Below are 21203 nucleotides of genomic sequence, written 5' to 3' on the forward strand. Positions count from 1 at the left end.
TACGCATCGTGCGTCTAGCCGTCCACCGTATTGGAAGACTCCTGAATCCACCAACAAAGACAAGACCCAATGTTTGAAACGATAACCGACCGAAAGATCCGCATCGCCATCGTCGGCTGTGGCCGCATCTCCCGCAATCACTTCGGCTCGATCGAAAAGCACGCCGATAACCTGGAACTGGTAGCGGTGTGCGACACGGACAAAGCCACCTTGGATGAGCATGCCGATAAGTACGGCGTGCCGGGCTACGGCAACATGGAAACCATGCTCGAGTCGGAAGACATCGATCTGGTTGCCCTGTGCACGCCCAGCGGCATTCATCCAGATCAGGCCGAGTTGGCAGCGCGCTACAAGGTCAATGTCATGACCGAAAAGCCGATGGCCACACGCTGGTCCGACGGTATGCGTATGGTCAAGGCCTGCGATGAGGCACGTGTTCGAATGTTCGTGGTCAAGCAGAATCGGCGCAACAGCACCCTGCAGTTACTCAAGCGCGCGGTGCAGGAGAAGCGCTTCGGACGTATCAATATGGTCCATTTGAACGTCTTCTGGACCCGCCCGCAGGAGTACTACGATGCGAGCAAGTGGCGTGGCACCTGGGAGCTGGATGGCGGCGCGTTCATGAACCAGGCCAGCCACTACGTCGACCTCTTTGATTGGCTGATCGGTCCCATCGCTGATGTGCAGGCCATGACTGGCACACTCGGTCGGGATATCGAGGTGGAAGATTCGGGCGTGTTGAACGTGCGCTGGCGGACGGGCGCCCTAGGCTCCATGTCGGTAACCATGCTCACCTACCCGAAGAACCTGGAAGGCTCCATCACCATCCTCGGCGAAAAGGGCACGGTCAAGGTTGGTGGTGTGGCCGTGAACGAGATCGAGCACTGGGAATTCGACGAGCCGCGCGACTACGACGAGGATGTGCTCAAGGCCAACTACGAAACCACCTCCGTCTACGGCTTCGGGCATCCGCTGTACTACAAGAACGTCATCGATACCCTGCGGGGCGACGCCGAGCCCGAGACCGACGGCCGAGAAGGCCTCAAGTCGCTTGAACTTCTCATTGCCGCTTACCTCTCCGCCCGCGACCGGAAGACCATCTCCCTGCCGTTGGAGTATTGAAGCTCACGCAAAGGCGCTAAGTCACTAAGTCCTCAAGGAAGAGGATGGCGAATGGAACAAGAGAATCGGATTGCGCGAGAGATTGTTGATGCGGCTTACAAGGTCCATGTGGAGACGGGTCCGGGGTTGCTCGAGTCGGTTTACGAATCCGTCCTCGCATACGAGCTGGGCGCGCGGGGGTGTCAAGTGGATGTGCAGGTGCCGATTGGCATCCGTTACCAGAGACTGGAAATTCCCGACGCGTTCCGCGCGGACCTGATAGTGGACGGGAAGGTGATCGTGGAGCTGAAGTCCGTGGAGCAGGTGCAGGCAGTTCACAAGAAACAGTTGCTGACATACCTGAGGTTATCGAACAGGCGGCTGGGTCTACTGATCAACTTCGGTGCCCCACTGCTCAAGCAGGGCCTAACCCGCATCATCAACTCATCAGACTTGCCGTGAGACATAGCAGTCGCGCCAGATTCTCACAAGCTTAGCGCCTCCGCGCCTTAGCGAGAGACCATAAAACTATGAACTACCAAGTACACGAAACCGCCATCGTCGATGAAGGCGCCACCATAGGCGAGGGCACCCGCATCTGGCACTGGGTGCACGTCTGTGGCGGGGCCCGTATCGGGCAGAAGTGCTCGTTCGGCCAGAACGTATTCGTCGGCAACCGCGTCGAGATTGGTGACAACGTCAAGGTGCAGAACAACGTCTCGGTGTACGACGACGTCACCCTTGAGGACGACGTCTTTTGCGGGCCAAGCATGGTCTTCACCAACGTCTACAACCCGCGTTCCGCCGTATCGCGCAAGGACGAGTACCGTCCCACGCTGGTTAAGCAGGGCGCGACCCTGGGCGCAAACTGCACCATCGTCTGCGGCGTCACCGTCGGACGCTACGCCTTTGTCGGTGCCGGTGCCGTCGTCAACCGCGACGTACCCGACTACGCCCTGATGGTCGGCGTGCCCGCGAAACAGATCGGCTGGATGAGCGAATACGGCGAACGCCTCGACCTGCCTCTGAAAGGGGATGGCGAGGCAGTCTGTGAGCACACGGGCAAGCGTTATAAGCTCTCCGGTGGTCAAGTAACGGCTGAGTGACTCTCGCTAAGGTGCGTAGTTACCAAGATAAAGAACAACAGCGGGTGCGGCAGGGATGCGCTGCCCGCCCATACAGGTGGAACCCCGACCCTTAGCGTCTTAGCGCCTTTGCGTGAGACCAAAACGAAGACCAAACACTATGCAGTTCATCGACCTCGCCGCGCAGCAGGCGCGCATCAAGGACAAGATCGACGCAAACATCCAGCGGGTGCTCGCTCACGGCAAGTACATCCTCGGCCCGGAAGTGGCCGAGCTGGAAGAAAAGCTCGCCGACTTCACCGGTGCGAAGTACTGCATCTCGTGCGCCAACGGCACCGATGCCCTGCAGATCGCCCAGATGGCCGTCGGCGTCGGTCCTGGCGACGAGGTGATTGTTCCTGGGTTCTCATACATCGCTACTGCGGAAACACCCGCCGTCCTTGGCGCGAAGCCGGTCTATGTCGACATCGATCCCGTGACCTACAACATGGACCCGGAAAAGATTGAAGCCGCGATTACGTCGAAGACACGCGCAATCATTCCGGTTTCGCTGTACGGCCAGTGTGCCGACTTCGACGAAATCAATGCGATTGCGGAAAAGCACGGCATACCGGTGATCGAGGACGGTGCGCAAAGCTTCGGCGCCACCTACAAGGGCGAACGCTCCTGCAATCTGACCACCATTGGCACCACCAGCTTCTTTCCAAGCAAACCGTTGGGTGCTTACGGTGACGGCGGAGCCCTGTTCACCAACGACGATGAACTGGCCACAAAACTACGCCAGATCGCTCGCCACGGCCAGGACCGCCGCTATCACCACCTGCGCGTAGGCGTGAACAGCCGGCTGGATACCCTGCAAGCCGCCATCCTGCTCCCCAAGCTGGAGATTCTGGAAGAGGAACTTGACCTACGAAACGAGGCGGCGGCTAGATACAACAAGCTGTTGTCGGCCACGGACGTTCACGGAAATTCACTGACAGAAATTCCGTCCGAGGCCCTCCGTGCTTTCCGTGGCCAAACTCCCGTCATCAAGGAACACAACACCAGCGCCTGGGCGCAGTACACCATCCGCGTTCCCGATCGGGATGCGGTGCAATCGGCGCTTAAGGAAGCCGGCATTCCCACAGCCGTCCACTACCCGATTCCGCTCAACAAGCAGCCGGCCGTGAGCGACGAATCGGTATCGCTGCCCGAGGGCGATATGGCAGCGATGAAAGTTATTAGTCTGCCCATGCATCCGTACTTGGCGGCCGAGCAACAGCAGGCGCTGGTTCGCGCTTTGGTAGATCGCCCCAAATGATTTCGGGAGCTCGAGAATCCCAGCGTGGAAAGAGCGCCGTCTCCTGCAAATACGCTTGGACAATTAGCAAGTTAGGGCTTTCCGACAAGCCTCACGGATACGTAAGTCTCTGATGATCCGTGCCAAGGCGCTAATTCAGCGGGGAATGAATAGCCGCTTCCTGCGCGGTGTCGCTGTACTGACATCGGCAAACGCCGCCGGGCAATTAATTCTGCTTGCGGTCGTCCCGCTGCTTACACGCCTGTACACCCCAAGCGATTTCGGCGTCTTTGCGGTCTTCGGCGCGGTCATGAGTGTCGTTCTGGTTGCCTCCAGCTTGCGCTATGAGTTAGCCATCCCACTGCCTCGACACGAACGGGACGCAGAAACCCTCCTGATCATTGCTCTGATGATCAATGTAACTACCGCGTTGATCATGGTGGTTGTGGTGTTCCTGCTCGGGGAGCGGATAGCGACATGGACGGAAACCCCGGCCCTGGCCAGTGTCCTGTGGTTGTTACCGATTGTTATTCTCGTCGCAGGCACCTACAAGGCACTCAAGTTTTGGGCGGTTCGTCGTCGAGATTTCCGAAGAATTGCGAAGACGCGCATCAGTCAGAGCCTCGCCAATGCCACAGCACAAGTGCTCGGTGGCTTGGCCGGATTGGGTGTGTGGGGGTTAGTGATTGGTCACGCGATCGGTCAGAGCGCCGGGGTCAGGAGCCTGTCCAGTAATCTCGGCCTCGTGACGTGGACCAAGGATGCGATTTCCCGGCCATTACGGTCCAAAGCACTTATCCGCAGACATCGACGGTTTCCGATGTATGACGTGCCAGCGGCGGTCGTGAACACTGCCAGCGTCCAGCTTCCCAATTTCCTGTTGGCGGTGTTGTTCAGTCCTGTTGTCGCCGGTTTTTACTACCTGGCGGACCGGATACTGGCTACTCCCATGACCATGGTCAGTCAAGCCGTAGCTCAAGTGCTTTACGGTGACATGAGGAACCTGCTGGCAGCCGGGAAGGCGCGCCAACGGTGTTTTCAGTTGCTACTCGTTATGGCAATTATCGGCCTGCCCCCAACACTTGTGATTTTTTTCTACGCCGAACCAATCTTCGCAGCTGTTTTCGGAGAAGACTGGCGAGATGCTGGTGTTTACGCCAGTTGGTTGATCGCAGGGTTGTTCGTTCAATTTCTCTATTCGCCACTTTCAATGGTTCTGATGGCAATTGAAGGGCAAATTTTCAATTTCCTTGTTCATTTGTTGATCGGCGCCATGAAGGTCGGTGCGTTGGGTGCCGCGTATGTGATTGAGGATGAGATGGTTGCCGTTATGGGAATTGCCGGGGCGACTATGGTTGGGTATGGCGTGGCTGTTGGCCTCGTGTTCTTTTTGCTTTCCAGATCGGGCCGGGTGGTTAGTAATGCGTGGTAAGCATCTCCTTCTATCTCTTGAGAGCCGAGGCTGGTTTGTTTTTAGTGGCCTTTTCCTGTGGGCAATGCTCGATTTTGGATATCGGATATATGTAAGTCCGGTGCACGCGTACTCTGGGTTTGGTTACGAGCCAGCTTGGGTAAAATATTTTGAAGGGCTTCTGCTGTTTGTCCTGCTGTTGATCCTAGCGCCTCGGTGTTTGGCGCGGCCGTCTGACTATTTTATGAATTTCCTTCTGTTTGGATTGATGGCGCCGTTGTTAATTTTTTACGGATTGGCGGATCAGTCGCGTGAACATTTGTATATAGTGCTACTCGGCTACGTAATCATTGACGCGATTCGAAGAGGCGCGTTAATCCGGTTTCCACTGTTGAAGGAGGGACCTTTTATTGCCTATGTGGGGCTCGGCGTAGGTGCGGGTCTGGTTACTATCTGGCTGATAGTTTCAGGCGGTGTTGCATACTTGAATCTGGACTTGAGTGAAGTATATGAATACCGCCGCGATGTGGGAGCTGTCATCAACCAAGGTTTCATGGGATATGCGAATACTTGGGCATACAAGATCTTTGGGCCAGCGCTTTTGGCAATTGCCCTCTGGAAGCGAGTGTACTGGTTGGCAGCTCTGGTGTTTGCGCTCCATGTGTTTTGGTTTGGTGTGAGTGCTCACAAATCGGTTCTATTTTTTCCGTTTCTCGTTCTGTTCTTATGGGTATGGTTCCGTAAAACTCGTGCGTTAAGTGTTGTGCCCATTGCGATGAGCGGGGTGGTTGTTGCCACTTTGCTTTTGTACGTGCTTTTTGATTCCGGATATCCAGCGAGTTTATTCGTGCGTCGGGTGTTTTTCGTTGTTGCTGACAATACGTTTGACTATTACTCGTTCTTCTCAGTTAATCAGCACGTCTATTGGTCCAACTCGATCCTTTCATCCCTAGTTGAATACCCGTATCATATTGGGTATCCGGAGCTTATCGGAGAGGCGCGAGGGACTGAGTCCCATGTAAATAACACCTTCCTGTCTACCGGGTTCATGCACGCGGGCGTGCTTGGAATAATTTTTTATTCAGTATTGGCCGGCTTCTTGTTCAAATTGATAGACAGTGTTTCTGCGCAAGGTATTCCGGTGTGGGTGGCGGTTGCCGTGCTTATTGTTCCGAGTCGGTCGTTGCTGCTTAGTGCGGATCTTCCTACAGCCCTGCTGACTCATGGTATTGGTGTTGGCTTCTTGTCTTTGTTCCTGCTGAGGAGTAAGCGTACGGAGATTGAGACAGGGGTACTCGTGAATAACAGGCATGGAGCCAGAATGCTTTGTAATTTTAAAAGAAAAGCGTCATGTTGATCCATTTCACAACAGTTCATCCTCGTTCTGATACGCGCATCCGGATCAAACAGGTTGCGTCATTGGCCGGGGCTCTTGAGGAGTCGGTGGCGCTTTATGTCCAGGACGATAAGGGCAACGAGCGAGATGAGGCTCGTGGCATCGATGTCGTTGATACAGGGGTGCCGTCTGGTGGTCGTCTGGCTCGCATGACGAAAGGGGCCTGGCGGATGTACCGTGCGGTGCTGGATGCGCGGCCGTCCGTCGCGCACTTTCATGACCCTGAGTTAATCCCGATTGGGATGTTGTTGAAGTTGTCCGGGATCAAGGTCATCTATGACGTGCATGAAGACGTGCCGCGGCAGATCTTGGGAAAGCACTGGCTTCACCCGTGGATACGTCGGCCCGTGGCGGTGTTGGTCGAGGGACTAGAGTGGTCTGCGGCCAAGTTGTTCGATGGGATAGTCGCGGCTACGCCGACAATTGCGCGTCGCTTCCCGGCGCAAAAGACGGTGATTGTCCAGAACTTCCCTGTGTTGGCGGAACTGGTCCTCCCGCAATTCACCCCATTTGCTGCTAGGCCCACGCATGTTGCCTACGTGGGTGGGATTACGGCCGCACGCGGTGCGCGAGAAATGGTGAAGGCCATTGGTCGCGTTAAAGACGATCACGTTCGGTTGCAGCTTGGGGGTACCTTTACCCCTACGGTTCTGGAAGATGAAGTCTGCGCTACAGAGGGTTGGAGCCGCGTCGTGGCACATGGTTGGATGGGGCGTGAAGACATTGCCGAAGTATTGGGGAATGTTCGGGCGGGTCTAGTGGTATTGCATCCGACCAAAAATTATCCGGATGCATTGCCGGTCAAGATGTTCGAGTACATGGCTGCTGGGCTACCAGTAATTGCCTCGGACTTCCCGTTGTGGCGGTCCATCATCGATGGAGCAGGCTGCGGACTTCTGGTGGATCCGCTGGACCCTGAGGCGATTGCTGAGGCGATCGACTGGGTAAACGAGCACCCGCAGGAAGCCGAAAGAATGGGGCAGCGGGGGCGTGCGGCCGTCGAGGACCGCTTTAATTGGTCGCATGAAGAGCGCAAGCTGGTTGCGCTTTACAAAGAAATGGTAACTGGCCAGTGAAAAGACTTGCTTTTTTCTGCGTTGTAATGATGTTTTCTGTTGGGTGTGATCAGACCAGCGCAACCGATCAGTTCGAAGGTCCAATCGCCTCCCGCGAAGATGTGCTGGGACCCGGAATCACTGAACTTTGGTGCAATTACCTCGCAGATCCGTTGTGGTCGGAGCGGGATGCATATGATGCAGCTCATATGCTCATGATCCCGCTTGAGTACTCTTACGCTTTCGACAATCCCACTTTGAAAGGCTGTTTTGCTGACTACGTTGACCGGCTCGAGAAAGCGGTAAAGGCCGATAAGGTCGACCTCGGGCGGTTGAACTGGTTGCAGCACCTTCACCTGGTGGCTCGCTATTTGGTACTGGAAGACGATGTAGATGCAGCTGGCTGGGTTCTTGACGAGTTCAACCGGTACTGGTCAGCGGAACCTGCCTGGCTATGGGGCCGGGAGCCATTTGCCGGCATTAGCGAGCGTATCGAGTGGAAACTTGCCACGACTAATGATGTGCTGGAACGCTCGTATTACAACGTAATCTTTGACGAAGATTATTTCGCCATGACACTAGGATTGGACCTGTATGGCCTATTTTCCAGAGCGGGTAAGCTGGGAGAGTGTGGATTGGGATGCGCGCAAGCAAAGGAATTTTTCCTTCGCGTGTTCACGGAGCGTGTGGAATGGCAAGGGGATGGATGGTTGATAGATGTCGGGCGATGGGATGATCATCGGGATTTTGCGTACTCCAGATACTACCGTCAGCCGGTATCGATGGACGGAGAACCTCTTCCTCCTCAACCCCTTGAGGATGCCGTAATTGATTCCAGTCACGCTCATCGCTATCCATCCTGGTTGAGATCAGCTGAGCTCTCGATCGGTAAAGAAACGGGGTTGATTCTTCGGTTGCAGGACGGCTTGGTTCATCAATTTCTTTCTGAGGTGTTGGCGCCTAATCAAGGCACAATTCCATTGCTAAATAATTATATGGACGGACATAACGGTTGGTTTCGCTGGAAATACGCATCGCACAAAGGCGTGCTGCAAGGATATGGACCATATGGATTATCCGGGACCTTTGCATTTGGGTGGTGGGCCTTGCTGGGCGATGAAAGAGTATCGTATCAATATGAAAGATTGATTGATTCGTTCCCGTTGAGTTCGTCTGAATTGAGTGTTTATTCAGACACATCAACCCGTCGGCGCCATCCGTTAGTCGAAACAAGGTGGTCTAACGGAATGATGGAATCATTGGCTCAAATGAGCGCCCGCATCTCGGAAAAGTTCTAGTTCCTTTTTTGTAAACACTTCGGAGTGTGTTTATGATTTTGTTTGTTTCAGGGCGTCTGGCTGCTCGATTGCTGGCCATATTTTCAGCGGGTGCGTTGCCCATCGACCAGGCCGAGTTGGTCGAGATTGGCGCCAACGAATTTTTTGCGGCGGACGTTGTTCCGGTCGTAGAGGCAGCAAAACGGCACCGGCACCTTGGCGAAGGTGATGACGGTGAGCTCTACGGTGGGAACGAAAAACCCGAGCGAATTGTCGGGCAGTTGCTTCATGGATCCGGTGCGTCTGCATGACCTCACGAACGATTTGGATCATCAATCAGTACGCGTCCTCTCCCTCAACTGGATACGCTGGTCGGCACTATAACTTAGCGCGGGAGTTAGCTGCCCAAGGGCATGGGGTTTATGTGATTGCGGCGAGTTTCACGCATCTCTTGCGGCAGGAGCCTGAGACCACGGGGGACATCACGCTGGAGGAAGCAGACGGCTTTCATATGGTGTGGCTGCGTATGCCGCACTACCCGGATGCCCACTCCAAAAAGCGAGTCGCCAACTGGTTTCGGTTTGCGTGGAAGTTGTTGAAGCTGCCGCGCGTAATTCCACATGCGCCCGACGTGGTGCTTTATTCATCGCCCGGGCTGGTTGGCTTTCTTGGTGCACAGCGTTTGGCCAAGCGCTTCCGGGTGCCTCTCATCTTTGAGGTGCGCGATATCTGGCCGCTGACACTGATGCAAGTGGGTGGCTACTCACGCCATCATCCATTCATGCGGTTCTTGCAGTGGATCGAGGACAAGGCCTATCGGGACGCGGACCGGGTGATTTCGAATCTCCGAAACGCGGTCGAACACATGCAGGCCCGCGGTATGAATCCGAGAAAGTTTGCCTGGGTGCCGAATGGCTTTTCGATGGCTGAGGTTTCCGCGCCGGAGCCTTTGTCGGAGCGAACCGTGGCACAGTTGCCGTTGGGGAAGTTCGTCGTTGGGTATACCGGAACGCTCGGTGTCGCGAACGCTCTGGACGTCCTGTTAGATGCGGCTTGCCAGTTGAAGCAGCATGGCGATGTCGCGTTTGTTCTCGTGGGCGGCGGGAAAGAGAAGTCAGCACTTGAGGCCCAGGCAAAGCGGTTGGGACTTGAAAATGTCACCTTTATTGACCCGATCCCCAAGACCCAGGTTCAGTCGATTTTGCAGCATTTCGATGTGTGTTACATCGGGTGGAGGGATGAGACGCTGTATCGCTTCGGAATTGGTGCCAACAAGCTTCCCGAGTATTTGTTCTCAGGGAAGCCGATCCTTCATTCTTTTTCTGGCTCCTGTGACCCTGTTGCGGAGTCTCGCTGTGGGTTGACCGTTCCTGCCGAAGATTCGAAGGCCGTTGCTGATGCGATCCTCAAGCTTGAGAGTGTGTCAGCGGATGAGCGCGCGGCTATGGGACGCGCTGGTCGGAAGTATGCCCTCGAGAACCATGAATTTGACGCACTGGCTAGTCGGCTAGGGGCAGTGATCGAAGAGGCGACGAATGAAAAGACTGTTTGATGTTGTTGTCTCGGTGTTCTTGTTGATCGGCTTGTCGCCGGTAATTGTTGTCCTGATTGCCCTCATCCGTTGGCGTTTGGGCACCCCGGTGTTCTTTCGCCAAACGCGCCCTGGGTTGGATGGTAAGCCGTTCGAGATGGTCAAGTTCCGCACCATGCGTGACCTTTTCGACGAATCTGGTACCCCGTTGCCGGACGAACAGCGCATGACGCGTTTGGGTCTTTTTTTGCGTTCCACGAGTCTCGATGAGCTTCCCGAGTTGTGGAACGTGCTCAAAGGTGAGATGAGCTTGGTCGGTCCAAGACCGTTGCTGATGGAATACTTGCCTTTGTACAACGCCGAGCAGATGCGACGGCACGAGGTGAGGCCCGGGGTGACGGGGTGGGCTCAGGTCAATGGGCGGAATGCTGTTTCCTGGGATCAGAAGTTCAAGCTCGATGTCTGGTACGTGGACAACCGGTCCTTCTGGTTGGATTTGAAGATACTGCTGTTGACCGTAAAAAAGGTGGTATCGCGTGAGGGTGTCTCGGGAGAAGGACACGTGACCGCCGATCGTTTTCGAGGGAATGACGAGTGAAATTGGCTGTGCTTGGTGCGAGTGGCCATGGCAAGGTAGTCGCCGAAACGGCTAGAGTCGCCGGCTGGTCCGAGATCGTTTTTTTCGACGACGCGTGGATGGGAAAACGGTTCGTGAGGCATCACCCGGTGGTCGGGGATGCAGCGGCAATGGTCCGGTCGGCCGCTGAGTTCGACGGAGTGATTGTCGCGATTGGTAATAACCGTGTGCGTCTGGACAAAACTCGCGCTCTTGTCGACGCAGGTGCCAAGGTGGTGAGCGTAATTCATCCCACCGCAGTGGTCAGTGAGTCGAGTTCGGTTGAGCAAGGGTCAGTGATCATGGCCGGCGCCGTGATTCAAGCAGCTGCGTCTCTCGGCGCCGCCTGTATCGTCAACACGAATGCAAGTGTGGATCACGACTGCCGATTGGCAGACGGGGTTCATGTGTGTCCTGGCGTGGCTATCTCCGGTGATGTTATCAGTGGAGAGTGTGCCTGGTTCGGTGTGGGCGCTTGTGTCCGCCAAGGGGTGCGTATCGGTGCTGATGCCGTGATCGGGGCCGGCGCGGCTGTCGTCAAGGACGTCGAACCCGGAACCACGGTAATCGGGGTGCCGGCTAGACCTGCTTCGTAAAGTTTACCGGCGACGGTTCCGTCGCCGCTTCTATTTTTGGTTTACATATGTTGAACGGACCTTTTTCGCCTTGGCCGTCTTTCACTCAGGAGGAAGCCGAAGCGGTGCAGCGTGTGCTGCTTTCCAACAAGGTTAATTATTGGACGGGACACGAGGGTCGCGAGTTTGAGCGTGAGTTCGCGGCTTTTGCTGAGACCGCTCATGCAATTGCCGTAGCCAACGGGACCGTTGCGCTGGATTTGGCGCTCAAGGGGCTGGGGGTCGGCGAGGGAGACGAAGTGATCGTCACTTCGCGGACGTTCCTCGCCTCGGTCTCGAGCATCGTCACGGCTGGAGCGGTGCCTGTCTTTGCGGACGTAGATCGTGAGTCACAGAACATCACGCTTGAGACGGTGGCGGAGAAGATCACACCGCGCACGCGGGCGATCATGGCGGTTCACCTGGCCGGCTGGCCCTGCGAGATGGACGGATTGATGGCGCTGGCCGAGGAGCACAATCTCTACGTGATTGAGGATTGCGCCCAGGCACATGGGGCGACGTACAAGGGGCAAAGCGTGGGCTCCATCGGCCATGTCGGCGCCTGGTCGTTCTGCCAGGACAAGATCATGAGCACCGGCGGGGAAGGCGGCATGGTCACCACGAATGACCGACACTTGTGGAAGCACATGTGGGCCTACAAGGATCATGGCAAGAGTTGGGAGGCAGTCTATGAGCGCGAACACCCGCCGGGTTTCCGTTGGCTGCATGAGTCGTTCGGTACCAACTGGCGGTTGACGGAGATGCAGTCGGCTATCGGGCGTATCCAGCTTGCGCGGATGCCGGAGTGGACGGCGACCCGACGAGCGCATGCCGGGCGGATATGGGAAGCTGCAAGGCAGTGCGAGGGCGTGCGGGTGCCGAGCATTCCTGACGAGATCGGTCACGCTGCCTACAAGTGCTATGTGTTCGTCGAGCCGGAGGCATTGAAGCCCGGCTGGGATCGCGACCGGATCATGCAGGCCATTCAAGCCGAGGGTGTGCCCTGTATGAGCGGATCCTGTTCCGAGGTTTATCTGGAAAAGGCCTTTGACGGGACCGGTTGGCGCCCGGACAAGCCCTTGCCGGTTGCGCACGAGTTGGGCGAGACCAGCCTCATGTTCTTGTGCCACCCGACGCTGACCGACGAGGAAGTTGAGCAAACCTGCGGGGTGCTTGATGAGGTTATGGCGCAAGCGGCTCGGTGAATTCGGGGGGGTACGTGCCTCGACAAGCGCGGGTCACGTTCCCGCGCAGGCGGAAATCCATATCGGAGTGGCTGGTGACCTCGGATTCAGGATCCCCGCTTTCGCGGGGATGACGCGATTTGGGGCCGTGCCAGGTGTGGAGGGGTGGGCATCACCAGACAGCTTGTTGGATTGGTCCCTGTTTCGATCAGGCATTTCGCCAGCCATCCTGACAGGCGGATCGTCGGGCTGAAGCCCGACCCACAGGGGTTGGCTCTAGACCTCGGCGTGGTTGCTATGTGGGTTGGCCTTCTCAGGCCCACGGCTGGGATAGAGGCCGGTTTCGTGAGTCACCCTTTGCCGGATGTGACAGAATCCCCTTTTCTATGAGCGCGCACATATAACCGCGGCGTGCACTTTCTCTTTATCTCTCGGAAGACACATCAGTGACGTCGATCGCACGTTTCAAACAACTCCTCCGTGAACTGCCGTCCATCTACAAGCGCGGGTTGATGGTGGCGCTCGACCTGTTCTTGATCCCCTTCGCGCTCTGGGCGGCGTTGTCGTTGCGCTATGGCGAGTGGTTCACGGATTTCAATCGGGCCGCTCTGGCCTTTGTGGGTCTGGTGGCCTTCACCATTCTCGTGTTCGTTCGGCTCGGGCTTTACCGCGCGGTGATGCGCTTTCTGGGCTGGAAGGCCTTCGAGCAGATTGCGATGGGCGTAGCTGGCTCGACGCTGGTGCTTTTGGCCATCCTCTTGCTTCACCCGCAGGCGGAGTTGCCGCGGTCGACCTTTGTTATTTATGGCCTTTTGTTGTTTGTGCTGGTTGGTGGTTCGCGCTTTCTGGCGCGGCGTGTGCTCGGTGCTGTTCCAGGCAGCAAGGGCCGTGAACGGGTGGCGATTTATGGGGCGGGTGCTAGTGGCCAGCAAGTCGTGGGAATGCTCAGCAAAGGTACCGACTATGAACCGGTCGTGTTCCTCGATGATGCCGAGGATCTGCATGGGCGCGAGATCGATGGCTTGCGGGTGGTCGATCCGAAAAAGCCGGGACTGACCCTACTTCTTGAGCGGATGGGGGTGCAATCGATCCTGCTTTCCGTGCCGTCAGCGGATGCGGCGACCCGACGTTCGATCCTGAATTTCCTCGAGCCCCTGCCGTTCCATGTGCGCACGGTGCCGGGTATCGAGGACATCCTGTCAGGCAAGGCGACCCTGGATCAGGTGCGCGAGGTCGATATCGAGGATCTGTTGGGTAGGGAACCGGTGCCGCCACGCCCGGAACTATTGGGTAAATGCATCGCGGGCAAGACCGTACTGGTGACCGGCGCCGGTGGGTCGATCGGCTCGGAGCTGTGCCGGCAGGTGGTCGATCAGGGGGCGGCACGGCTGATCCTGTTCGAGGTCTCCGAGTACGGGCTTTATCAGATCGATCAGGAATTGCGACGAATCCCGTCCGTGGCCAACGATTCGGTCGAGTTAATCGCAGCGTTGGGCAGCGTGCTCGACGAACGCCGCCTCAAACGGCTGTTCGACCATTTTTCCATCGATACCGTCTACCACGCGGCGGCCTACAAGCACGTGCCGCTGGTCGAGCACAATCCCATCGAAGGGCTTTCCAATAACGCGTTGGGGACGTTGATTGCCGCACGGGTGTCGGCAACCGCCGGCGTGAGCCATTTCGTGTTGATCTCCACGGACAAGGCCGTGCGCCCCACCAACGTGATGGGCGCGAGCAAGCGCTTGGCGGAAATGGCGTTGCAGGCATTGCAGCCCGAGTATGCGGCCACGACATTCAGCATGGTGCGTTTCGGCAACGTGCTGGGGTCGAGTGGTTCGGTGGTGCCGCTGTTTCGTCGACAGATTGCCGATGGCGGTCCGATCACCGTGACGCATCCGGACATCACCCGCTATTTCATGACCATCCCCGAAGCCGTGCAGCTGGTCATCCAGGCCGGCAGCATGGGCGAGGGCGGTGACGTGTTCGTGTTGGACATGGGCGAACCGGTGAAGATCGATCACCTTGCCCGCCGTATGGTGCATCTAAGCGGGCTGGAAGTGCGGGACGCGGAACACCCGGATGGCGATATCGAGATTACCTACTCTGGTCTCCGCCCTGGCGAGAAGCTGTTTGAGGAGCTGCTGATCGGTGAGGCGGTGAGTGGCACCGAACACCCGCGGATCATGCGCGCCAGTGAGGACTGCCTGCGTTGGCGAACCTTCGAAAAGTGCCTGTCGCGTTTGCAGAAGGACATGGAACACCATGATCTCGAGGCTGTGCGGGCGCAGTTGGCTCAATTGGTGAGTGGTTACAAACCGCACGAACGGATTGAAGATCATTGTTGGCAGGAACGGGACTGACGTGGTCAAGGCTTCGTCTGGCTGTGCAGCGTTTAAATCCTCAAGACATTCCCGCGCACGCGGGAACCCAGACTAGTGTTCGGCTAGCTTCGTTTGATGGATCCCCACTTCCGTGGGGATGACGGTTGAGCGGTTGGTTTCGGCTCGATGCCGGACGAGTCGGCGACTAAAACGCAGTCATATAGTGGGTTTTTCTGGTGGCTATGCTCACAGCGGCGCTTTTGGCCTGCTATCCTTCTTCACATCTTTCGATTCCTCCGGTGATGTGCCGGAGGTCATCCTTTTGTTTGAGCAACCAAGAAGGAGATCTTGATATGGCTTTTCAACTGCCTGATCTGCCGTATGGCTACGGTGACCTGGAAAAGTCCATCGACGCACAGACGATGGAGCTGCACCACACCAAGCACCACAACACCTACGTCACCAAGCTGAACGACGCCATCAAGGACTCCGAGTGGGACGAGAAGTCCATCGACGAGATCATGGCGAACATCTCCAAGCTGCCGACCGCGGTGCGCAACAACGGTGGCGGGCACTACAACCACGACCTGTTCTGGAAACTGATGTCGCCGAACGGTGGTGGCAAGCCGAGCGGTGCGCTGGCGGATGATATTGCCTCGTCCTTCGGCTCCTTCGACGACTTCGTCGAGAAGTTCAACAATGCCGCGCTCACGCGTTTCGGTTCCGGTTGGGCCTGGCTGGTCGTTGATGGTAGCGGCAAGCTGCAGGTCACCTCCACGCCGAACCAGGACAACCCGGCGATGGACATCGCTGAAGTGAAAGGCAGCCCGATCCTGGGCCTCGACGTCTGGGAGCACGCCTACTACCTGCGCTACCAGAACCGTCGCCCGGACTACGTCAATGCCTTCTGGGACGTGGTTAACTGGGACGAAGTGGTCAAGCGCTACACTGCGGCCAAGTAAGCAAGGTTCTACGGCCAGAACGACGAAAGCCGGGCAAATCGCCCGGCTTTTTTGTATTTGACGAAACGTAGCCACAAAAAAACCGCCCGTAGGCGGTTTTGATTTGAAACGGTAAAGGCTTAGAACTTGTAGGTGTAGCCTACGGTTGCCTCGTACTGCTTCATGCGAATGGTGAGCTGCTGGTCGATACCTTGAGCAGCGAACAGCGGGTTATCACCGTGAACTTCGACTTCCGGGGCGTACATGAACGCGCCGTGCAGCTCGTGGTTTTTGTTGAACGCGTAGCTGAAGCCGGCGGTGTAGTGGTTTTCGACCACGCCCGGCGCGATGGTGTTGAACAGCGCGTCCTCCGAGCTGATCGGGTTGTCGCCATGGTTCCAGCCGGCACGCAGCTGAAGCTTCGGCGTAGCTTGCCACTGGACGCCCAGTTTGAGTACATCCACGTCGCTCCACCCAAAGCCGGCGCCGTTCTCACCACCCAGTCGCTTCTCCGGTTCACCCATCATGGAGTCCATCAGGTAGGAGGTGGACGGGTTGGAGATCGCTTTTACGTCCTCGTAGTTGATGCGCTGGTAGTCAAAGGTCAGGGTGACGTCATCATGGACATGAGCGGCTAGGCCAACGGTCCAGGTCGCCGGGATATCGAAATCACCACCTTCAGCGAATAGGCCTGAGTAGTCGTCAAACTCGTCCATGTCGATCTTGGACTGGTAGCTTGCACCCAAGGTGATGAATTCATTTGGCTTGAATGTGACACCCACTTTTCCACCGAAGCCCCAAGCGCTGTCGTGACCGTTGCCGGTGACATAACCTGGGTCCGTGGAGTAGACCGGGTTATCAAACGCGTCCAACCCCTTGGCGGAGAACTTCTGTCGAGCAATGACTGCGCTGACGCCCAGCGACAGCTTGTCGCCCATGAACTTACGGGCGTACGTCGGGGTGATGAACATCTGCTCGAGGTCGACGCCGGCTGCACCAGCGCCGTACGGGCCAGACTCCGGTCCCGGGCCGCCCATCGGGCTGTAGAGGTAGTTGCTGTCGGTTGCGGGGTAGTCGGTGTTCATACCGCCATTGCCGTAGATGGCCAGACCAACCGCATCCCTTTCACTCATCTTGTAATTGAAGGCCAAGCTCGGGATGAAGAAGTTCTCGCTGTCGCTGTCACCGGAGCCGGACATTACCGGGCCGCCCATCGGCGAGAAGTCGGTGCGGAAGTCGTAGCCACGAACGGGCTTGAACCAGGACAAGTCGCCGTGCGCCTGGCTGCTGACATCGGTAATGCCAGCCGGGTTGGTGGCGATCACCATGGCGTTGTCGTTGGCGAAGGCGACGCCGCCACCTGCCATGCCCATGCTCTTCACGCCGTAGCCGTGCGAGAAGTAGCCGTTGGTGGCGTGTGCGGTGCCCGTGGCAAGTACGGCGCCGGTTACGGCTGCTGCTAGTAGGGTCCTTTTGAAGGTCATTCCTCTTTCCTCTCCTGTCGTCAATTCCATTGCCTGAAATTGTTGTTATCAAATCCATGTCGCCGACATCACTGTCGGCATGCAGAGCACGTTGATCGGGATCGGCTTGTCCTTGCCGAAGTTGTCCTTGTGGCCGTCTGCAGCGACCCGCCCGGATCAGTGACGGCAGTCAACGTATCAGAAATCGGTAATTTGCCCATTCAAAAACATTAAGTGTTGATTAAAAATTCCTACCTTTGCTTATGAATCGATTTGCTTATATTAGAGGGCGCTGATGCGCGGAGGTGGTGTCAACTTGATAAGCAATTGATAAGAAAGCGTGTGTGTTGATTTTTTGAAGGCTACGACGGGCAGTTGGGAAAGTGGTTGTGAACATCAGAGGTGATGTTGGCCGGAAGGCGAGGTGTTGTTTTCGCGACGAAAGGTTGGGGGTGGAGGTGGCTGGTTGGCTCTCGGTGCCACCGGTCGTTCTCAATCACGTCCTGGGTAAAGGGTTGGATAAAACCCTGCTTTGGCGAGGGTTATGGCGTTGCTTGAGAGGGGAGGGTGTTTCCGGTCCTCGCCCTTTGTTCGCCCCGATGGAGGGGGTGTCTGTCCGCTGTGGCCTGCCGGGAATCGTTGCTTTGTCGCAAGCGAGAGGGGCATTTTCGATAGGGGAGGGATCTGGGCGATTCCTGCGCTGAATTCTTAAATTGTCCTCTTGGAGTAGTACCCGCCGGCGATAAAGCGGGAGCAGCCCGTTGCCAGGAGCATTCCCGGGGTCATTCCGCTAGGGTTGGTATGACGGTTGATGCCATTTCAGGAGGGCCAATGAAGCTGCTGACGTATTCGATCGACGGTGAATCGCGCGTAGGGGCGTGGTTGGATCGTGCCTCTATCGTGGAGTTGTCGGATACCCGAGGATTTCCCGATTCGATGCTGGGGTTGATCGAGGAGTGGGATGTCTGGAAGGATCGGTTGCCCGAGTTGATCGAGCAGGGCCCGCGGCGCTCACTCTCCGACGTGCGTCTCGAGGCCCCGGTCCCGATCCCGCCACGCGACATTCTCTGTGTGGGGAAGAACTACGCCGACCACGTCAACGAGGTAAAGGCGCTGGGGTACGGCTCGATCCCGAGTCACCCGATTGTCTTCTCCAAGGCGACGACCACGATCAATCGGCCTGACGGATTGGTGGATATATCGGCCGACCCGACGGAAACCACCGATTATGAGGGTGAGCTGGCGGTCATTATTGGCACGGGCGGCCGGTATATCGATGAACGCGATGCCCGCGATTACGTGTTTGGTTACACGCTGATCAATGATGTCTCGTCCCGCGACCTCCAGGGGCGGCACGTGCAGTGGTTTCTGGGCAAGAGCATTGATGGATATGCCCCGATGGGCCCGGTTGTGGTTACGGAACAAGCGGCCGGCAATATCCGCGACTGGCGCTTGAAGACGGAGGTGAATGGCGAGTTGCGTCAGGATGCGTCGATCAGTCAGATGATCTTCTCGGTGCCCGAGGTCATTGCCACCATTTCTCGGTACGTGACTTTGATGCCCGGGGACATCATCGCTACTGGGACGCCCTCCGGCGTGGGAGCGGGGCACGAGCCGCCGGTCTATCTAAGGCCTGGGGATGAGGTGGTGGTGAGCTGTGAGGCGATCGGGGAGTTGCGGTCTCGGTTTGTTTGATTCGCGGGCGGCGGTAGGTCTTGGTTTCGCGCCTGAAGGCGCTCCTACGGTGGAAGAGCGCTTAGGGGCACCTTCAGGCGCGAAATGTTCCAAGGGGCAGTAAGCGGTCACGCGTCGGTGGATCGGTCAGAGGTCGATGTACTCCCCCTGTTCCGGCATTAGCACCTTCGTGCCGTGCAATGCCTCGGCAAATGCTTCCATCGCCTTTTCTTCACCGTGTACCAGGATGGTGCGCTCGGGCTTGATGGCGCCGTGCCAGGCGAGTAGCTCGTCCCGGTCGGCGTGGGCGGAGAAGCCGTTGATGGTGTAGATGTGGGCGTTGACGGGGATGTCGTCGCCGAACAGACGAACCTGTGCTTTTTTGTCTTCCTGCTTGCCGCTGTCGATGATCCGGCGGGCGAGGGTGCCGGGTGCCGCGAAACCGACGAAGATCACGCTCGCTTCGCGTTTCCAGAGGTTGTGGCGCAGGTGGTGGCGCACGCGGCCGCCGGTACACATGCCCGACCCGGCCATGATTACCGCGCCGCCAGACAGCCGGTTGAGGGCCATCGAGTCGGCCGTCTCGCGGGTGAAGTGCACCCCGGGCAGCCAGAACGGATCGATGTCTTGGGCGAACAGTGCCTGCGCCTCTTCGTCATAGCCCTCCGGGTGATGCCGGAAGATCTCGGTTGCCGAGATTGCCATCGGCGAGTCGAGGAAGACTTGCAGTGTTCTCGGCAGGGTGCCTGATTCCACGCCTTCCCGCAGGTGGTAGAGCAGCTCCTGGGCGCGTTCGAGTGCGAAGGTGGGGATGATGACATTGCCGCCGCGTGCCATGGTCTCGTTAATGGCCTCGTAGAACTCCTCGATCGACGGACCCAGCGGCTTGTGGTCGCGATCGCCATAGGTGGTCTCCATGACCACGGTTTCCGCCGCGGGCGGCACATGCGGATCGCGCAGCATCGGCCTGTCGCTGCTGCCGATGTCACCGGAGAAGATGATGGCCTTGTCCTGATCGCCGTCGCGGTAGCTCAGGCGGATACTGGCCGAACCCAGTATGTGTCCGGCGTCATAGAAGGTGGCGGTGACACCGGTTGCCAGGTCCAAGGGTTGCTCGTAATGCGCCCGGCGACCGAACAGGTCCATGGCGTTGAGCGCGTCGAGCTCGCCGTACAGGGGAGCCTCGGCCCGCTTCCCTCGCCGCTTGGCCTTGCGGGCGTTGCGTTCGGCCTCTTCCTCCTGCAGGTGAGCGGCGTCCAGCAGAATCACGCGCGCGAGCTCACGGGTGGCCGGCGTGGCGATGATCTCGCCGGTAAAGCCGCGCTTGACCAGAAGCGGAATCCGCCCGCAGTGATCGAGGTGCGCATGGGTCAGGAGCAGGATGTCGATCTCGCGCGGGTCGAAGCCGAATTCCGCGGCGTTCTCCTCGTCGATCTCTCGTCCGCCCTGGAAGAGGCCGCAGTCGACCAACACCTTGAGCCCGTCGAGCTCCAGCAGGTGACAGGAGCCGGTCACGCCCCGGTTCGCTCCGTGAAAGGACAGCCGCATCATGATGATTCTCCCTTGCCGCTAGAAATGGCCTTGCTCTTATTCAAGCACGGACCAGGCTCGAGTGCGCAGAGATGTCGTCATCAAGAAGGTAGAAACGAAAAAGGCGACATCCGCGGATGTCGCCAATTCGTCATTGTGTTCTGGTGCCGAGGGTCGGACTCGAACCGACACGATGTTTCCATCGGCGGATTTTGAATCCGCTGCGTCTACCAATTCCGCCACCCCGGCAGGGCAGCGAAAGGTAGCGCAACTGTGGTACAAAGGCAAGCCGCCGAACGGGGTGCCGGCGGCGCTCGCGCGTTGCGCGCATGCCCCGTTGGCGGTACCGATTCGATAAAGGACGACTGACATCAATGTGGACCCTTGGGGACGTATTCATCTTGATCCTGGTGCTGGCTGCTGTCGGCGTCTGGGTTCAGCACGATCGGTTCCGTCGGCGTGCGCTCTCGTTGGCGCGCCAGGCGACCGAGAAGGCGGACGTGCAATTGCTCGATCAGAGCGTGAGCCTGCGCCGAGTCGGGCTGGGGCGAGACGACCGGGGTTGGCCGCTGATCACGCGTCGGTTTGGCTTCGATTTCTCGCGCAGCGGATTTGATCGTTATAGGGGGCACGTGGATTTTCGCGGCCAGCACCTCAGCGAGGTCGAACTGGACCTGGGTGATCCCCACTGGCGCCACGAAAAGAACTGACATGCAGGCGCCTCG

Annotated in this window: 19 protein-coding genes and 1 tRNA gene; 16 read left to right on the forward strand and 4 right to left on the reverse strand. The window is 57.6% G+C overall.

The window, feature by feature from the left end; all coding sequences use genetic code 11:
- Window positions 1–69 precede the first annotated feature (69 nt).
- The 8 genes from VWP12_RS07155 (at window position 70) to VWP12_RS07190 (ending at window position 8625) form a co-directional block, all read left to right on the forward strand.
- The gene (locus VWP12_RS07155) at window positions 70–1122 is read left to right on the forward strand and encodes a Gfo/Idh/MocA family protein (RefSeq protein ID WP_410473561.1); all 1053 of its coding nucleotides are present in this window, start codon (window positions 70–72) and stop codon (window positions 1120–1122) included.
- A gap of 51 nt (window positions 1123–1173) precedes the next feature.
- Entirely contained in the window at window positions 1174–1563 is a 390-nt protein-coding gene (locus VWP12_RS07160) for a GxxExxY protein (RefSeq protein ID WP_410473562.1), read from the forward strand.
- A 68-nt stretch (window positions 1564–1631) separates the two neighbouring features.
- A complete protein-coding gene (locus VWP12_RS07165; protein WP_410473563.1) occupies window positions 1632–2207 on the forward strand; it encodes an acyltransferase in 576 nt (191 codons plus the stop codon).
- A gap of 139 nt (window positions 2208–2346) precedes the next feature.
- Window positions 2347–3486, forward strand: a complete 1140-nt coding sequence (locus VWP12_RS07170; RefSeq protein WP_410473564.1) for a DegT/DnrJ/EryC1/StrS family aminotransferase — start codon at window positions 2347–2349, stop codon at window positions 3484–3486.
- A gap of 112 nt (window positions 3487–3598) precedes the next feature.
- Window positions 3599–4897 (forward strand): oligosaccharide flippase family protein, encoded by a 1299-nt coding sequence (locus VWP12_RS07175; RefSeq protein WP_410473565.1) that lies wholly within the window; start codon window positions 3599–3601, stop codon window positions 4895–4897.
- Window positions 4887–6233, forward strand: coding sequence for a hypothetical protein (locus VWP12_RS07180; RefSeq protein WP_410473566.1), 1347 nt, complete (start codon window positions 4887–4889; stop codon window positions 6231–6233). The genes VWP12_RS07175 and VWP12_RS07180 overlap by 11 nt, the downstream gene beginning before the upstream one ends.
- Window positions 6227–7348: a glycosyltransferase family 4 protein gene (locus VWP12_RS07185; protein ID WP_410473567.1), complete on the forward strand. Its 1122-nt coding sequence runs from the start codon at window positions 6227–6229 to the stop codon at window positions 7346–7348. Before VWP12_RS07180 ends, VWP12_RS07185 begins: the two co-directional genes overlap by 7 nt.
- A complete protein-coding gene (locus VWP12_RS07190; RefSeq protein WP_410473568.1) occupies window positions 7345–8625 on the forward strand; it encodes a hypothetical protein in 1281 nt (426 codons plus the stop codon). Before VWP12_RS07185 ends, VWP12_RS07190 begins: the two co-directional genes overlap by 4 nt.
- An 83-nt stretch (window positions 8626–8708) precedes the next feature.
- On the opposite strand, the gene VWP12_RS07195 is transcribed toward VWP12_RS07190, so the two are convergent.
- Window positions 8709–8894 carry a hypothetical protein gene (locus VWP12_RS07195; RefSeq protein WP_410473569.1) on the reverse strand — a complete coding sequence of 62 codons (186 nt, stop codon included), beginning with the start codon at window positions 8892–8894 and terminating at the stop codon, window positions 8709–8711.
- A 17-nt stretch (window positions 8895–8911) separates the two neighbouring features.
- Between VWP12_RS07195 and VWP12_RS07200 the strand changes: the two genes are divergently transcribed.
- The 6 genes from VWP12_RS07200 (at window position 8912) to VWP12_RS07225 (ending at window position 15832) form a co-directional block, all read left to right on the forward strand.
- A complete protein-coding gene (locus tag VWP12_RS07200; protein ID WP_410473570.1) occupies window positions 8912–10156 on the forward strand; it encodes a glycosyltransferase family 4 protein in 1245 nt (414 codons plus the stop codon).
- Window positions 10140–10733, forward strand: a complete 594-nt coding sequence (locus tag VWP12_RS07205) for a sugar transferase (RefSeq protein ID WP_410473571.1) — start codon at window positions 10140–10142, stop codon at window positions 10731–10733. The genes VWP12_RS07200 and VWP12_RS07205 overlap by 17 nt, the downstream gene beginning before the upstream one ends.
- The gene (locus tag VWP12_RS07210) at window positions 10730–11347 is read left to right on the forward strand and encodes an acetyltransferase (RefSeq protein ID WP_410473572.1); all 618 of its coding nucleotides are present in this window, start codon (window positions 10730–10732) and stop codon (window positions 11345–11347) included. The genes VWP12_RS07205 and VWP12_RS07210 overlap by 4 nt, the downstream gene beginning before the upstream one ends.
- 47 nt (window positions 11348–11394) lie before the next feature.
- Window positions 11395–12570 carry a DegT/DnrJ/EryC1/StrS family aminotransferase gene (locus tag VWP12_RS07215; protein WP_410473573.1) on the forward strand — a complete coding sequence of 392 codons (1176 nt, stop codon included), beginning with the start codon at window positions 11395–11397 and terminating at the stop codon, window positions 12568–12570.
- Between the two features lie 425 nt (window positions 12571–12995).
- Window positions 12996–14909, forward strand: coding sequence for a polysaccharide biosynthesis protein (locus VWP12_RS07220; RefSeq protein WP_410473574.1), 1914 nt, complete (start codon window positions 12996–12998; stop codon window positions 14907–14909).
- A 314-nt stretch (window positions 14910–15223) separates the two neighbouring features.
- Window positions 15224–15832 (forward strand): superoxide dismutase, encoded by a 609-nt coding sequence (locus tag VWP12_RS07225; protein ID WP_410473575.1) that lies wholly within the window; start codon window positions 15224–15226, stop codon window positions 15830–15832.
- 119 nt (window positions 15833–15951) lie between these two features.
- Here the strand turns inward: VWP12_RS07225 and VWP12_RS07230 are convergent, their stop codons facing one another.
- The gene (locus tag VWP12_RS07230) at window positions 15952–17325 is read right to left on the reverse strand and encodes an OmpP1/FadL family transporter (protein ID WP_410473576.1); all 1374 of its coding nucleotides are present in this window, start codon (window positions 17323–17325) and stop codon (window positions 15952–15954) included.
- A gap of 750 nt (window positions 17326–18075) precedes the next feature.
- Between VWP12_RS07230 and VWP12_RS07235 the strand changes: the two genes are divergently transcribed.
- Window positions 18076–18969 (forward strand): fumarylacetoacetate hydrolase family protein, encoded by an 894-nt coding sequence (locus VWP12_RS07235; RefSeq protein ID WP_410473577.1) that lies wholly within the window; start codon window positions 18076–18078, stop codon window positions 18967–18969.
- A 126-nt stretch (window positions 18970–19095) separates the two neighbouring features.
- Here the strand turns inward: VWP12_RS07235 and VWP12_RS07240 are convergent, their stop codons facing one another.
- Together VWP12_RS07240 and VWP12_RS07245 are read right to left on the reverse strand one after the other, a co-directional pair.
- Window positions 19096–20499 (reverse strand): MBL fold metallo-hydrolase RNA specificity domain-containing protein, encoded by a 1404-nt coding sequence (locus VWP12_RS07240; protein WP_410473578.1) that lies wholly within the window; start codon window positions 20497–20499, stop codon window positions 19096–19098.
- Between the two features lie 141 nt (window positions 20500–20640).
- Window positions 20641–20727, reverse strand: a tRNA-Leu gene (locus VWP12_RS07245).
- 125 nt (window positions 20728–20852) lie between these two features.
- Here VWP12_RS07245 and VWP12_RS07250 point away from each other — a divergent pair.
- Window positions 20853–21188, forward strand: coding sequence for a DUF3301 domain-containing protein (locus tag VWP12_RS07250; RefSeq protein WP_410473579.1), 336 nt, complete (start codon window positions 20853–20855; stop codon window positions 21186–21188).
- Window positions 21189–21203 lie beyond the last annotated feature (15 nt).

The sequence above is a fragment of the Guyparkeria sp. TX1 genome (genome assembly GCF_046523965.1).
Lineage (GTDB): Bacteria > Pseudomonadota > Gammaproteobacteria > Halothiobacillales > Halothiobacillaceae > Guyparkeria.